General features: G+C 73.8%; 13 protein-coding genes. 3 read left to right on the forward strand and 10 right to left on the reverse strand.

The features are described 5' to 3' along the window. Positions 1 to 53 precede the first annotated feature (53 nt). Genes AC2EAQ_RS06970 through acpS form a run of 4 tightly spaced genes read right to left on the reverse strand, consistent with a single transcriptional unit; the run spans position 54 to position 5,135 of the window. Entirely contained in the window at positions 54 to 1,841 is a 1,788-nt protein-coding gene (locus AC2EAQ_RS06970) for an alpha/beta fold hydrolase (protein WP_484641101.1), read from the reverse strand. Beyond that, the gene (locus AC2EAQ_RS06975) at positions 1,838 to 4,381 is read right to left on the reverse strand and encodes a glycoside hydrolase family 2 protein (protein WP_484641102.1); all 2,544 of its coding nucleotides are present in this window, start codon (positions 4,379 to 4,381) and stop codon (positions 1,838 to 1,840) included. Before AC2EAQ_RS06975 ends, AC2EAQ_RS06970 begins: the two co-directional genes overlap by 4 nt. Beyond that, on the reverse strand, positions 4,378 to 4,647 hold the full coding sequence (locus tag AC2EAQ_RS06980; protein WP_484641103.1) for an acyl carrier protein: 270 nt from the start codon (positions 4,645 to 4,647) through the stop codon (positions 4,378 to 4,380). Before AC2EAQ_RS06980 ends, AC2EAQ_RS06975 begins: the two co-directional genes overlap by 4 nt. Continuing rightward, positions 4,644 to 5,135, reverse strand: coding sequence for a holo-ACP synthase (gene acpS, locus AC2EAQ_RS06985; protein WP_484641104.1), 492 nt, complete (start codon positions 5,133 to 5,135; stop codon positions 4,644 to 4,646). The genes AC2EAQ_RS06980 and acpS overlap by 4 nt, the downstream gene beginning before the upstream one ends. A gap of 215 nt (positions 5,136 to 5,350) precedes the next feature. On the opposite strand from acpS, the gene AC2EAQ_RS06990 reads away from it, so the two are divergent. The 3 genes from AC2EAQ_RS06990 to AC2EAQ_RS07000 are packed head-to-tail and all read left to right on the forward strand — an operon-like array spanning position 5,351 to position 8,465. Next, positions 5,351 to 6,544: an acyl-CoA dehydrogenase family protein gene (locus tag AC2EAQ_RS06990; RefSeq protein ID WP_484641105.1), complete on the forward strand. Its 1,194-nt coding sequence runs from the start codon at positions 5,351 to 5,353 to the stop codon at positions 6,542 to 6,544. After that, the gene (locus tag AC2EAQ_RS06995) at positions 6,541 to 7,443 is read left to right on the forward strand and encodes an amino acid--[acyl-carrier-protein] ligase (protein WP_484641106.1); all 903 of its coding nucleotides are present in this window, start codon (positions 6,541 to 6,543) and stop codon (positions 7,441 to 7,443) included. The genes AC2EAQ_RS06990 and AC2EAQ_RS06995 overlap by 4 nt, the downstream gene beginning before the upstream one ends. Then, complete coding sequence (locus AC2EAQ_RS07000; protein WP_484641107.1) at positions 7,440 to 8,465, forward strand: DUF1839 family protein; 1,026 nt, start codon at positions 7,440 to 7,442, stop codon at positions 8,463 to 8,465. The genes AC2EAQ_RS06995 and AC2EAQ_RS07000 overlap by 4 nt, the downstream gene beginning before the upstream one ends. A gap of 8 nt (positions 8,466 to 8,473) precedes the next feature. Here the strand turns inward: AC2EAQ_RS07000 and AC2EAQ_RS07005 are convergent, their stop codons facing one another. The 6 genes from AC2EAQ_RS07005 to AC2EAQ_RS07030 are packed head-to-tail and all read right to left on the reverse strand — an operon-like array spanning position 8,474 to position 13,747. Next, entirely contained in the window at positions 8,474 to 9,148 is a 675-nt protein-coding gene (locus AC2EAQ_RS07005; RefSeq protein ID WP_484641108.1) for a 4'-phosphopantetheinyl transferase family protein, read from the reverse strand. 16 nt (positions 9,149 to 9,164) lie between these two features. After that, positions 9,165 to 10,151 (reverse strand): glycosyltransferase family 2 protein, encoded by a 987-nt coding sequence (locus AC2EAQ_RS07010; RefSeq protein ID WP_484641109.1) that lies wholly within the window; start codon positions 10,149 to 10,151, stop codon positions 9,165 to 9,167. A 6-nt stretch (positions 10,152 to 10,157) separates the two neighbouring features. Continuing rightward, the gene (locus AC2EAQ_RS07015; protein WP_484641110.1) at positions 10,158 to 11,015 is read right to left on the reverse strand and encodes a polysaccharide deacetylase family protein; all 858 of its coding nucleotides are present in this window, start codon (positions 11,013 to 11,015) and stop codon (positions 10,158 to 10,160) included. Beyond that, positions 11,012 to 11,872 (reverse strand): WecB/TagA/CpsF family glycosyltransferase, encoded by an 861-nt coding sequence (locus tag AC2EAQ_RS07020; protein ID WP_484641111.1) that lies wholly within the window; start codon positions 11,870 to 11,872, stop codon positions 11,012 to 11,014. Before AC2EAQ_RS07020 ends, AC2EAQ_RS07015 begins: the two co-directional genes overlap by 4 nt. Then, complete coding sequence (locus tag AC2EAQ_RS07025; protein WP_484641112.1) at positions 11,869 to 13,482, reverse strand: amino acid adenylation domain-containing protein; 1,614 nt, start codon at positions 13,480 to 13,482, stop codon at positions 11,869 to 11,871. Before AC2EAQ_RS07025 ends, AC2EAQ_RS07020 begins: the two co-directional genes overlap by 4 nt. Before the next feature lie 13 nt (positions 13,483 to 13,495). Beyond that, a complete protein-coding gene (locus tag AC2EAQ_RS07030) occupies positions 13,496 to 13,747 on the reverse strand; it encodes a hypothetical protein (RefSeq protein ID WP_484641113.1) in 252 nt (83 codons plus the stop codon). Positions 13,748 to 13,756 lie beyond the last annotated feature (9 nt).

The raw sequence follows: 13,756 nt of genomic DNA on the forward strand, positions 1-13,756 counted from the left end.
GTGTCGTCGTGCACGCGACGGCCGGTCGCGTGCCTCGGTCTGTCGCCCGCGCGTCAGGCCCCCGGCGTCACGCCGCAGGCGCGCAGCATCAGGCGGTCCAGGCGCTGCACCAGGGTGCCGCGCACGGCGGCCTGCGTGAAGGTGTGGTCGGCGCCATCGACGAAGTCCAGCGACAGGCGGCCCTGCCGGGCCAGGCGCCGCACCGCCGGGCCGCCCTGCCGGTGCAGCAGCGTGCAGCCGGGCGCATCGGTCGCGAACACGAAGTGCAGCGGCCGCCCGCTGCCTGAGGCGCGCAGCAGCTCGCCCGCCAGGTCGTTGGCCTGCGGCCGGCCCAGGGCGCGCGCGAGGTCGCGCCAGCGCAGCACCACGGCGCGCGCCGCGGCCGTCGCCGCGGTGACGGCGATCTGCCGCAGGTCCAGCTCGCCGCGCGCCAGGCGCTGCCAGGTCTGGCGCCGGAACAGGCCGGTGCGGTAGCGTTCGCCAGCCAGCAGCACCTCGTAGTCCTTCAGGTCGGACAAGGGCGTGCCCGGCTCCCAGAAGTAGGTCAGCGGATTGATCATCAGGGCCGACGCCACCGGCAGGCCGGTCGTGGCCGCCTTGAAGGCGTGGTACGCACCCGAGCACAGGCCCATCGCGTGGCACGCAGTGGCGCCCTCGTGGCGGCGCAGCCAGTCCAGCGCCGTGGCCACGTCGGCCAGGGCGCTGCGCGAGTACACCACGTTGTCGGGCTCGCCGGTCCGCGGCGGGCTCTCGCCGATGCCCGACAGGTCCAGCCGCAACGTCGTCACCCCCTGCCGCGCCCAGCGCCGCGCGAGCTGCACCCACAGCCGGTTGGGGCCGATCGCATGCACCGCGCCGGCGTTGAGCATCAGCACCGCCGGCCCGGGCCGTGCCTGCGGCGACGGGCGGCACACGACGCCGAAGAGCGCCGTGCCGGCACCCGTGTCGATGCGCACCGGCGTCTCGAACCAGTCCGGGCCTGCACCACCGCTCAGGCCTTCGCCGACGTTCGACGTCCCCGCGGGCATGGGCACCGCGGGATGCACCGGATCGCGTGCCCAGTCCCACAGCGTGGCCACCACGCCGTCGACGATCGGCCGCGGCGTCTGGGCACGCTGCGGGTCCGCCACCATCGCGGCGTACCCGCTCCAGGGTTCGGCACGGGCGTCGAGCCCGGCGCGAGCCAGCGCCGCCGCCAGGCCGCTCGGGTCGGGCAGGTCGTCGCGCTCGACCACCCGCACGCGCAGCGCGGCGGGCAGCGGCAGGGTCCTGAGGTCCATCCGCCCGAGCGACGCGCAGGTGGCCGCGGACATCGCGAAGCCGGCGGATTCGATGCCCTGGTCGTCGCGCGGCGCGGTGTCGGTGGCCGGTGCGCCCAGCAGAGCCAGTTCGCGCAGATAGGCCCGGCCCCGCACCACGGGCGCCACGAGCACCAGCCCGTGGACGTCGTCGCGGCCCTGCGCCGCCGCGGCCGCCAGCAGCGCACCGAGCCGCACGCCCAGCAGCACCACGCGCTGCGCGCCGGTGGCCGCGCGCACGGCCTGCACGGCCTGGCGCACGGCGTCCACCCACAGCGGCCACTGGTCGGCCTGCCCGTCGTCGAGGTCCGACGAGTGCCCGCAGCCCGGGTAGTCGAAACGCAGCGCGGCGATGCCCGCGTCGGCCGCGGCCTGCGCCATGTCGCGCAGCGCGCGATGGGCGCACACCTCCTCGAAGCCGAAGGGATTGCACAGCACCAGCGCCATCCCGCCCGGCGCCACCGACGCCGGCCGGTGCAGCCAGCCGAACAGGCGCTGCGCGTCGGGACCGAAACAGACGGGCTGCGCTGGCGTGGGGCTCAAGCCGGCTCTCCCAGCGCGACCACCTGGGTCGAGTTGAGCATGCGCACGCAGCCGCGCGCCTGCGTGACGCCGGCGCGCGGCCGGGCCCGCACCTCGCGCGCATCGCCCGGCGCAAGGTGGAAGTGGTTGTCCGCGAGGTCGTGGCCGTCGATCTCGATGCACACCGACTGCGCGAATCGCTGCGCCTGCAGCTGCACGACGACCGTGCCGCAGCCGTCGCGGCGCAGACGGGCGGCCGCCAGCGCGGGCTGCGCATCGACCTCCGCGGGGCGCCCGGCGGGAAAGTGGAAGGCTTCGCCGAGCCGCGTGCCGTCGGCGCCGTCCAGGCACACCTGCACCAGCCCGATGGCCGGCGGGCCGAAGCGGTAGCTGTAGGTCAGGTCGTGGAAGCCGTCGAACAGCCCCGCCAGCGCCACCGTGCAGCGGCCGCGCGGCGCCAGACTCAGGGCGTGCGATGCCCGCGCCACCGGCGCATCGCCGGGTGCGAAGAGCGCCACCTGCAGCACGGAGTCCAGCGGGCGGTCGGGTTCGTGCACCACATGCGCATGGAGCCCGTTGCCGCCCTCGTCGGTCAGCAGCACGGCGGTGGGCTGCAGCGCGCGGCGCAAGGGATGCCAGCAGGCCTTGGGATGGCCCGCGTCGTCGAGCAGCCCCCAGCCCGCGCCGGCCCAGAGGTCGCGCAGCGTCCACACCAGCGCGCCGCGCGTCGGCGAACCCGGGCGGCGCCACTCCGCGAAGGCTTCGGCCATCAGCGCGCCGCCCACCTCGCGCGACAGCGCCAGGTAGCGCTCGTGGTCGTCGTGCCGACAGGACACCGCGTCCACGCCGAACAGCTCGCGCAGGTAGTGGTCGCGCACGTCCTCGAAGTCCCAGCCGGCGCCGAGGTCGCGCGGCACGCGTGCCTTCCAGGCCGCGTGGTGCACGCGCAGCGACCCGCCCTGCGGCATGCGCAGCACGGCCTCGGTGTCGGGCACGTGGGCGATGGCCAGGCATTCGGTGGCGAATCGCACAGCGGCGCGGCGCGCGTCGTGAAGCGGGCGCAGGTAGGCGCCGACGCCGTAGTACGACGAGGTGCCCACGTCGCTCTGGTGCGGCAGCGCTCCGCCGTGCGCGCTGGACGGCCAGTAGGGCACGCCGGGCAGCCCCGCGTGCACGAGATCGCGCAGCACCGCATGGAACAGCGGCGGTTCCCACAGCGAGCGCGGTGCGCCCCACATCGCCGCCTGCTGGCCGCCCTCGCTGTTGCCGCACACGACCGCCAGCGACGGCCTGCCCTGCCAGCGAGCGAGCTGTTGCCGCACCTCGGTCTGCACCGACGCCGCGAACGCCGCGTCGTCGGCGGGGTAGTCCATGCTGGCGAACATGAACTCCTGCCACACCAGCACGCCCTCGGCATCGCAGGCGTCGAAGAACACGTCGTCCTCGTAGACGGTCGCGCCGCTCACGCGCAGCATGTTCATGCCGGCGTCGCGCGCCTGCACCACCGCGGCATGCACGGCGCCGGGCGCGGGCCGGTGGCCGACCGGGTCCAGCGGCATCCAGCAGGCGCCGCGGCAGAACACCGGCACACCGTTGACCTGCACGGCGAAGTCGCCGTCCGTGGTGTCGACCTCGATGCGGCGCAGGCCGAGCGGGCGCAGCAGCTGCACGTGCCGGGCCGCGCCCTGGCGCTGCACCTCGAGCGAGGCCGCGTACAGGGCCGGCTCGCCGTGCGTGTGCGGCCACCACAGGGCAGGCCGCTCCACCGAGAGCGTGCCGTGCCAGCGCTGCGGGTCCGACGGGTCGGCTTGCAAGACCGCCCGATGCCGCTCGGCGCCCCGCGCCAGCTGCAGCACCACGGCCAGCGCGTCGGCACGGCAGACGACGCGCACCACGCCGCGTCCGTCCTCGACGCCGGCCTGGATCGATTCCACCGCCACGTCGACGGGCCGCGATGTCTCGATGGCGATGTCGCGCCAGGCTCCGAGCGGCGGTGCCGGCGGGGACCAGCCCGGAGTGCGGCCGATCAGGGTCTGGCGGAACCAGCGCAGCTGCTGGTGCTCGACCATCGGCGTGCGCCAGCGCGGCCGGGGCCGGCGCGCCTTCAAGGCGGCATCGAGCGAGGCCACGCGCAGGTGCAGCACGTTCGGGCCCGGTCGCAGCCACGGGCGCCAGTCGACCCGGTGCGCGACGAACATGTTGTCGCTGTGCAGGGCGTGGTGGCCGTTGACCCACAGGTCGGCGAGGCCGCCCAGGCCGTCCAGCCGCAGCGGGCCGATCGCAGAAGCGTCGTGGGCGTCGAGGTCGTGGGCGTCGAGGTCGATGCGGGCCCGCAGCCACCAGTCGTGGGCGTCCAGTCGCAGCGCAGGGCTGTCCACATGCCAGCGGCCGGCATGGGTCAGCATCGCCGCCACGGTGCCCAACGGTGCGTCGATCCAGTCGGCTTCGGCGGGCAGATCGCCCGGCGCGACCGCGCTGCCCGGGGGCACGGCCGCGATCTGCCACCCTTCCAGCGCGTGCTGCCGGGGGCTCCCGCCGTCCGGCGCCGCGGCCAGGGTCATTGCATCGGGCGGACGGCGTCCAGCTCGAGCAGCGCGTCGCGGATCGACGCGATGCTGGTGAACACGCTGCGCTTGAGCAGGTGGTCCGGGAACTCGATGTCCAAGGCGCCCTCGAGCGCCAGCATCACGTTGACGCTGGCATGCGACGTCATGCCCGACTGGTACAGGTCGGCGTCGTCGGCCATGGATTCGACCGGCCGGGACAGGCGACCGTGGTCGCCGAGGACGGAGCGGATCTGGCGGGTCAGGGCGTCGGTCGGGCTCATGAGTGACGGCTGGAGGATCGATTCGAAGACTCGTTGGCACCGGCGACCGCGGCGGGCGCGCCGGCACACAGGGCAGTGACCACGGCCGCGGCATAGCCGCCGTCGTGACTGAGGCTCAGCGCCACGCCCGTCACCCCGAGCCGTGCGGCGGCTTCGGCGGCGCGGCCATGCAGCGCCAGGCTGGGTGCGCCGTCGGCGGCACGTTGCACCTCGATGTCGCGCCAGCCGGCGCCGGCCTCGGACAGGGCGAAGGCCTTGATGGCCGCTTCCTTGGCAGCGAAGCGGGCGGCCAGGTGCTCGGCGGCCCGTGCGGGCTGGGAGCGTGCGTAGGCGATCTCGCCGTCGCTGAACAGGCGCTGCAGGAAGCGGTCGCCGAAGCGGTCGAGCGACTCCTGGATGCGGCTCACCTCGACCAGGTCCAGGCCCACGCGCAGCGGCACATCGCCACCGAAGGCGGGCGCGTGGCCGGGGCTGGGGAGGGAGAACATGGGGGGACTGCAGGTTCAGTGTGGCAGTCGAGACTATCGCTCCCCTTGTCCGCGCGCAACAACCACTCGTTCAGGGAGAGAGGTGCCTCAAATTGCACGTTTCGATCGAGCTAGGGGGGTCGGCAGGGGCGGCCCGCGCTATTCTGATTTCAGGCCCCAGGGGGTGGCTCGGCGGCATCCCGTCCGCCGCAGTGCAGGTACCCCGGGGCCCCGAGATGACGCACACCTCCGAGGTCCGCCAGGACCAGTCCTTCCAGGCCCTGCTCGACGCCGCCCGGCGCATCGCCCAGACCGTGGCGGCCGACCATGCCGATGCGGTCGATTCGCAGGCCCGATTCCCCCAGGAGACGCTGGAGGCGATGCGCGCGGCCGGCCTGCTCTCGGCCCCGGTGCCGCGCGCCCTGGGCGGTGCCGGCTGCGGCCTGCACGAACTGGGGCGCCTGTGCGCCGCCGTGGCCCATGGCTGCGGCTCCAGCGCCATGGTGCTGGCCATGCACTACATCCAGGTGGCCTGCGTGGCGCGCCACGTGCCGACCGACGGCGCGCTGGCCGGCTTCCTGCGCGGCCTGGTGCAGCACCAGTGGCTGCTGGCGTCGATCACCTCCGAGGTGGGCACCTACGGCGACACGCGCAGCAGCATCTGCGCGCTGCAGCGGCAGGGCGAGCGATTCGTGCTCGACAAGGACGCGACCACCGGCTCCTACTGCGCCCATGCCGACGCGATCGCCGTGACCTGCCGCCGCGACGCCGACGCCGCCGCCAGCGACCAGGCGCTCGTGCTGGTGCGGCGCGAGGACGCAAGACTGACCCAGACCACCACCTGGGACACGCTGGGCATGCGCGGCACCTGCAGTCCGGGCTTCCGGCTTGAGTCGTCGGGGCCGGCCGAGTTCGTGCTGCCGGTGCCCTATGCCGACATCTCGGCCCAGACCATGGTGCCCTACGCCCATGTGCTGTGGTCGTCGCTATGGTGGGGCATCGCCTCCGACGCGGTGCGCCGCGCGGCCCAGTTCGTGCGCGGCCAGGCGCGCAAGAGCCCGGGCACGGTGCCGCCGACGGCGCAGCGCCTGGCCGAGGTGACGGTGCAGCTGCAGACGATGCGTCAGCACTGGGAGTCGATGGCCGAGGCCTTCGACGCCGTGCCCGACACGCCGCAGGGCCGCCAGGAACTGGCCGGCATCGGCTGGGGACTGCGGCTGAACCACCTGAAGATCGCCTGCTCCGAGGCGGCGCCGCAGATCGTGCACCGCGCGCTGCAGATCGTGGGCATCCTCGGCTACAAGAACGACTCGCCGTTCAGCCTCGGCCGCCACTACCGCGACGTGCTGTCGGCGTCGCTGATGGTGTCCAACGAGCGCATCGCGGCGCGCAGCGCGTCGATGCTGCTGGTGCACAAGGACTCGCCGTGAACCCCGGCCAGGCGCTGTTCGACGGCCTCGTGGCGCATGGCCACGTGGTGCCGGTGGGCGTGGCGGGCGCTTTCGGCCGCGGACCGGTGTTCGAGGACGTGCTGCGCCGCTTCGACGCGCTGGTCGACCGGGCCGCGGCCGACGAGCGCCCGGAGTGGGTGATGTTCCCGCCGGTGATCGATCGCCGCGTGCTCGACCGCGTGCGCTACCTCGACTCCTTTCCGCAGCTGTGCGGGTCGGTGCACAGCTTCTTCGGCGACCCGAAGCAGGCCGCGGCGCTGGCCGAGGCCTCGGCCGGGGGCGGCGACTGGGGCCCCTACCTCGGCCAGACCGGCGTCGTGCTCGCGCCGGCGTGCTGCTATCCGCTGTATCCCACGCTCGCCGGCACGCTGCCCGCGGGCGGGCGCGTGGTGTCCCTGCTGGGCTGGGCCTACCGCCACGAGCCCTCCCCCGAGCCGACGCGCATGCAGGCCTTCCGCGTGCGCGAGCTGGTGCGCGCCGGCTCGCCCGACGACGTGGTGGCCTGGCGCGACCGCTGGCTCGAGCGCGGCGTGGCGCTGCTGCAGTCGCTGGGCCTGCCGACGCAGACCGACGTGGCCGCCGACCCCTTCTTCGGCCGCCGCGGCAAGATGATGGGCGCGAGCCAGAAGGAGCAGAAGCTCAAGTTCGAGGTGATGGTGCCGGTGATCTCCGACACCGAGCCCACGGCGCTGTGCTCGTTCAACTACCACCAGGACAAGTTCGGCGGCGAGTTCGGCATCCGCACCGCCGACGGCGCGGTGGCGCACACCGCCTGCCTGGGCTTCGGCATGGAGCGCGTGACGATGGCGCTGTTCAAGGTGCACGGCTTCGACCCGGCGGCGTGGCCGGCCGGGGTCCGCCGCCAGCTCTGGCCATGAGTGCCGGGCCCGCGCCGGCCGTGCGCGTGCTGCCGGGCGTGCAGGCGGGCGCCTACCGGCCGCATGCGCTGCACGGCGACACCCAGGCCTGGGTCGAGAAGAACTGCTACGCCGACGTCTGGATCGAGCTGCTGCACTCGATGGGCCTGGAGCCGCACGCGGTGCTGCCGTTCACGCTGGCGGTGGACTTCGAAGGCGACCAGTGGACCTTCTTCAAGCCGCCGCCGGGCGACCTGTGGGCGCTGTACGGCGTGGACGTGCAGGAGCTGACGGTCTGGCGGCCGCTGGCTGCGCACCTGCAGGAGCACGTGGGCGCGGGCAAGCTGGTCAGCGTCGAGGTCGACGCGCACTGGCTGCCCGACGTGGCCGGCACCGACTACCGCCGCAACCACGCCAAGACGACGATCGTGGTCAACGAGTTCGACGCCGCGGCGCAGCGCCTGGGCTACTTCCACAACGCCGGCTACCACGCGCTCGACGGCGAGGACTTCCGGCGCCTGCTGCACCTGGAGGCGCCGGACGACCCGGCCCGCCTGCCGCTGTTCGCCGAACTGGTGCGGGTGGACCGCGTGCAGCGACATGCGCCGCCGGTGCTGCGTGCCCGCTCGGCGCGTCTGCTGGCCGACCACCTGGCGCGCCGGCCCGCCACCAACCCGCTGCCGCGCTTTGCCGAACGCTTCGCGAGCGAGCTGCCGCAATTGCAGACGCTCGGCCTGGCGCACTACCACGCCTGGGCGTTCGCCACCGTGCGCCAGTGCGGCGCGGCCTTCGACCTGGCGGCGGCGCACCTGCGCTGGCGTGCCGGCTTCGGTGCGGCCGATGCCGCCGACGCCGTCATCGCCGCGGCCGCCTTCGACCGCATCGCCGCCGGCTGCAAGGCGCTGATCCTGAAGGTGGCGCGGGCGGTGAACAGCGGCCGCGCGCTCGATGCGGCGCCGGTCTTCGACGACATGGCGCGCGCGTGGGACGAGGGCATGGCGGCCACCGGCCGCGTCGTCGCGGCGCCCGCGGACGCCGCCTAGCCCGCAGCTCAGGCCGGCCCGAGCACCCGCGCCACCGCCGCGAAGGCGTCGATGCCGGTGGGCACCGACCGCACCTCCACCGCCATCGTGCCGGCCGGCGTTTCCAGCCGGGCCACGGCCGCGCCCTCGTGCGCCCCGGCCTCGAACGACGACGGCGCCAGCCGCAGGCCCAGGCCCACGGCCTTGAGGCAGGCTTCCTTGCGCGTCCACACGCGCAGGAACGCGGCCTCGCGCTCGGGCCCCTCGGGCGCGTCGAACACCGCCTCGCGCTCGGGCGCGGTGTAGAGCCGCTGCGCCAGCGCCCGGGCGTCGTCGAGCGTGCGCCGCACCTCCAGGTCCACGCCGATCGGCGCGCCCTGCTGCAGGCCCACCAGAGCCCAGTCGTCGCTGTCGCTCAGGTTGAACTGCCAGCCGTCATGGCCCACGAGCTGGGGCTTGTCGTGTTCGTCCGGCGCGATGCGCAGCTGCTGCGGCGCCTGACCCAGCGCGGCGCCGAGCAGGCCGCGCAGCGCCACGTGCGCGGCCAGATAGCGGCGACGGCGCAGGTCGTACAGGAAGCGCGCCGCGCGCGCGATCTCCACCGTGTCGAGCCAGTCCTGCTGCGCCCCGGTCGGCGCCTCGTGCAAGGGGCACAGCCACAGCCGCAGGCCGGGCCAGGCGTCGAGGGCGATCGGCTCGGCCACGTGCACGCGCCGCGCGCTACTTGTACTCGATCAGGTGCGCGCGCCGGCCCGACAGGCGCAGCGCGACGTACTTGCACTGCCCCACCGCCTCGGCGAACTTGCCCGCGACGTTGAAGAAGGCCCACCACGCGCGCACGGCAGGCGGGTACGGCACCACCATGCACAGACGCAGCATCTGCAGCGGATACAGCAGCAGGCCCCACAGCACCCAGGGGCCGAGCAGCAGCGCGCCGGCGCCCAGCGCCAGCGGCAGCGCGAGGCCCCAGAACCAGGCCCGGCGCGACTCGCGCACCTTGTGCCGCTCGGGCGGCGCGCCATGCAGGTGCGCGCCCTCGGCATAGGTGTAGCCGGCGCGCATGCTGCGCTTCCACCACTGGCCGATGCGCGTCATGGCCGCGTCGTGCAGCGTCATCTCGTCGGGCAGGCGCCAGATGCGCCAGCCGGCGGCGCGCAGGCGCACGCACAGCTCGGGCTCCTCGCCGGCGATGCAGGCGTCGCGGTAGCCGCCCACCGCCTGCAGCGCGTCCACGCGCGTCATCACATCGCCGCCGCAGGAGCGGGCCTCGCCCACGGGCGTGTCCCACTCCAGGTCGCACATCCGGTTGTAGATCGAGCGCTCGGGATGGCGCTCGCGGCGCCGGCCGCACACCGAGGCCACGTCGGGCCGCCCGCGCAGGAAGGCCGCGGCGGTGGCCAGCCAGCCCGGCGCGACCGCGCAGTCGCCGTCGACGAACTGCACCAGGGTCGCCGACGGCGCCAGCTCGCGCACGCGGCGCCAGCCGGCATTGCGCGCGCGCGCCGCGGTGAACGGCACGCTCATGTCGATCTGGACCACGTCCACGCCGATCGAGCGCGCGAACGCCACCGAGTCGTCGGTGGAGCCCGAGTCCACGTAGACCACCAGGGCCGCGCTGTCGATCACCGAACGCAGGCAGGCCTTCAGGCGCTCGCCCTCGTTGCGGCCGATGGCCACGACCGCGACGTCGGACAGCAGGTCAGCCACGGCGCGTCAAAGCTGCTCGGACACGGCCGGCTTCTGCAGCTTCCACAGCGTGTCGTCGAACAGCTTCCAGCCGTCCATCGCGCCGCGGCACAGCCACTTGAACATCCACAGCGGCTCGCCACCCTCGACCTTGACGCGCGGCAGGCGCGCCAGGTCGGCGCCGCGGCGCAGCGTGCCGTGCTGGGCGATGAACACCGTGCTGTAGCCGGCGCCGGAGAGCATGCCGGCCGTGGCGGGGCTTTCGTCCAGCCGCATGCCGAACGGGTAGGCGAAGGAGCGCACCGGGCGGCCCAGGTGCTGCTCCAGCAGCTGCTTGGACTGCACCGCCTCGTCCAGCGCCTCGGCCAGCGGGATGCGCGCCATCGAGCGGTGCGTGTGCGCATGCGAGCCCACGGTGACGCCGGCCGTGGGCAGCGCCGCCACCTCGTCCCAGGTGAGGTAGCGCTCGCCCGACGCGCTGACGGTGCCGACGAAGCCGGTGGTCACGTAGGCCACCGACGGGATGCCGTGGCGGCGCATGATCGGCGCGGCGATGTGCAGCACGCTGGAGAAGCCGTCGTCCATGGTGACGAGCACCGCGCCGTGCGGCAGGTCGCGCTCGCCGCGCACGAAGCGCTCGATGTCGTCGAGCGACACCGCCAGGCGCTGCTCGGCGAGCCACTTCATCTGTGCCTCGAAGGCGGCGGCGTCGACGCACCACGGGTCGCGGTGGGCGTCGCCGAAGCGGTGATAGGTGAGCACGCGCACCACCGGGCCGCGGCCGAAGACGCGGCGCAAGCCGATCGACCCCGACAGCACGCTGCCGATCACCATCGCGCGGCGGGCCGCCTTCTTGACCACCCAACGCAGCAGCGACACGCTCATCGGTAGACCCCAGACTCCGCCCGGTCGGTGCCGAGCATGCGGTTGCGCAGCACGCGCGCGAGGAACAGCGGGTTGCCCAGCAGGTAGCGACGCGCCTTGTGCGGCTGGCGGATCAGCAGGTGCAGCCACTCGTAGCCGATGCGGCGCACCCAGGCCGGCGCCCGCACGAGGTCACCGACCCAGTAGTCGAACAGGCCGCCGGTGCCCATGCACAGCGGCACGGTCAACTGCGGCAGGTGCTGCGCGATCCACTGCTCCTGCTTCGGGTTGCCCATGCCCACGAGCAGCATGTCGGCACCCGAGGCGTTGATGCGCTGCACCACCTCGGCATTGGCCTGCGCGCCCTTGTCGGACAGGAAGCCGTGGTGGCAGCCGGCCAGGCGCCAGCCGGGGAACGCGGCCTGCGCATGGGCCGCCGCGCGCTCGATGCGCTCGGGCGTGTTGCCCAGCAGGTAGTAGGACAGGCCGCGGCCGGCCAGGCGCTTGAACAGCAGCGGCACCACGTCCGTGCCGTTGACGTTGTCGCGCAGGCGGCGGCCGTGCAGCAGGCGCGCGGCCCAGCGCACGCCGGTGCCGTCGCCGAACACGCGGTCCGCGCCGCGCAGCACGGCGAGGTAGGCCGGGTCGTCGCTGGCAACGTTGAGCGTGTGTGCATTGACGAAGTACACCGCATGGGCCGGCGCGCGCGGCTGGCGCAGCAGCACCTGCTCGAACCAGTCCACGGCCTGGTCCATGGTGACGTCGGTCACCGGCACGCGCAGCACGGACAGCGAGTCCCCGTTGGCGGCACGCGCGCCGTTGGCGGGCACGGCAGGCATCGTGTCCGCCAGTTCGCCCTGCGCGGTGTCGGTGCTCACGACGCGACCCCCGCGTCGGACGGCGCGGCCAGCCGCGCCAGCAGCGCCTTGCGGTCGACCTTGCCGTTGGCGTTGAGCGGCCAGTCGGTCACGAGGTGCAGCGCGCTCGGATGCATGTAGGGCGGCAGGCGCGCGATCACGCGATCGCGGATCGCGGCCGTGTCGGCCCGGTCGGTGCCGATGAAGCCGACCACGCCGTCGGCCCCGCTCGACGTGACGGGCCAGCCCACGGCGATGGCGACCTCGACACCGGCCTCCTCGCGCAGCACGGCTTCGATCTCGCCCAGCTCGACGCGGTAGCCCTGGATCTTGATCTGGTTGTCGACGCGGCCCAGGTACACCAGCGGGCGGCCGGGCGCAGGGCGGCGCACGCGGTCGCCGGTGCGGTAGTACACCTCGTCGCGGCCGGGCGGCACCACGAACGCGGCCGCGGTGCGCGCCGGATCGTTGAAGTAGCCGAGCGTGAGCTGGGGGCCGGTCATCAGCAGTTCGCCGGCCTCGCCCACGGCCACCTCGCGCTGCTGCTCGTCGGCCACCAGCACCTTCATGCCGGGATAGGGTTCGCCGATCGGCACCACGCCCAGCTCGCTGTCGGCCGGCGAGGCGGCCGCGTCCCAGCGGTACAGGGTGCAGGCGATCGTGAGTTCGGTCGGGCCGTAGAGGTTCTCGCACACCGAGTTCGGCGCCGCCTCGGCGAAGCGCTGGATCACCTCCACCGGCAGCGCCTCGCCGCAGAACAGGCTCCAGCGCAGGCCGGGGAACTTGCCCGGCTTGAGGATGCGCAGGCGGCTCATCAGCACCGCCGTCGACGGCACCGAGAACCACACCGTGAGCCGGCAGTCGTTGACGTACTTGCCCGGCAGCATCTTCTGGCTCTGCGTGGGCGCGCACAGGCAGGCGCCGCGCTCCCAGCAGACGAACATGTCGAACGCCGACAGGTCGAAGGTGAGGTCGAAGGTCTGCGAGAAGCGGTCCTGCTCGGTGATGCCGTAGCGCTCCACCATCGCGTCGACGAAGTGCGTGACGTTGCGGTGCGCCACCATCACGCCCTTGGGCTGGCCGGTGCTGCCGGACGTGAACAGCAGGTAGGCGATGCCCGACGGGTCCACGTCGCGCGCGGTCCATCGGCCGGCGTCGGCCAGCGCGGCGCGCGGCACGAACCGGTGCGCCGGCCAGCGCTGCTCGAACGACGACACGTCGTCGTGCTCGGCCATCAGCAGCACCAGCGGCGTGTCCACGCCGTCGAGCACCTCCTCGAGCTGGCGCGCGCCGTGGCTGTCCACGACGAGACTGCGGCAGCCCGAGCGCACCAGCATCGCGCGCGTGCGGTCGGTCGGGAAGGCGGGGTTGAGCGGCACGTAGCCGTGGCCGCGCAGCAGCGCGCCCAGTACGCCGGCGTAGGCGGCGATCGAACGGTGCCCGAACACGGCGGTGAGCTGCGGCTCGCCGGCCGGGGCGTGGGCGTCCAGGGCCACCGCCAGCGACGCGGCCAGGTCGCGCAGCTGGCGGTAGGTGAGCACCCGGCCGTCCAGCTCGAGGGCCGGACGGTCCGGGAACCGCTCCACCGAGCGGAGGAAGCCCGTGCGCACGGTACGGCGCTCGACGCTCATGCCGAGGCTCCTGTCAGGCGGTCGCGGCGAAGAACGCCTCGTACAGCGAGTCGATGCTGGTGAAGACGGCCGGCTCGATGTCCTCGACGTCGACGTCCTCGCCGCGCAGGCTCTCGATGAAGAGCACGAACTCGACGATGTCCAGCGACGACAGGATGCCCTGCTCCAGCAGCTGGGTCTGGTCCGAGAAGTCCTTGCCCGGGGGCGTCTTGGCGTGCTTGACGATCCAGTCGCGCAGCTTGGTTCGGACGTCGCTTTCTTGCATGGGCTGGGG

The sequence above is a fragment of the Aquabacterium sp. T101 genome (assembly GCF_057219775.1).

Bases quoted from the DNA above. Each gene is read 5' to 3' on its own strand.
- AC2EAQ_RS06975 (WP_484641102.1), bottom strand. From the start codon at position 4,381: ATGACCCTGGCCGCGGCGCCGGACGGCGGGAGCCCCCGGCAGCACGCG.
- AC2EAQ_RS06980 (WP_484641103.1), bottom strand. From the start codon at position 4,647: ATGAGCCCGACCGACGCCCTGACCCGCCAGATCCGCTCCGTCCTCGGC.
- acpS (WP_484641104.1), bottom strand. From the start codon at position 5,135: ATGTTCTCCCTCCCCAGCCCCGGCCACGCGCCCGCCTTCGGTGGCGAT.
- AC2EAQ_RS06990 (WP_484641105.1), top strand. From the start codon at position 5,351: ATGACGCACACCTCCGAGGTCCGCCAGGACCAGTCCTTCCAGGCCCTG.
- AC2EAQ_RS07000 (WP_484641107.1), top strand. From the start codon at position 7,440: ATGAGTGCCGGGCCCGCGCCGGCCGTGCGCGTGCTGCCGGGCGTGCAG.
- AC2EAQ_RS07015 (WP_484641110.1), bottom strand. From the start codon at position 11,015: ATGAGCGTGTCGCTGCTGCGTTGGGTGGTCAAGAAGGCGGCCCGCCGC.
- AC2EAQ_RS07025 (WP_484641112.1), bottom strand. From the start codon at position 13,482: ATGAGCGTCGAGCGCCGTACCGTGCGCACGGGCTTCCTCCGCTCGGTG.
- AC2EAQ_RS07030 (WP_484641113.1), bottom strand. From the start codon at position 13,747: ATGCAAGAAAGCGACGTCCGAACCAAGCTGCGCGACTGGATCGTCAAG.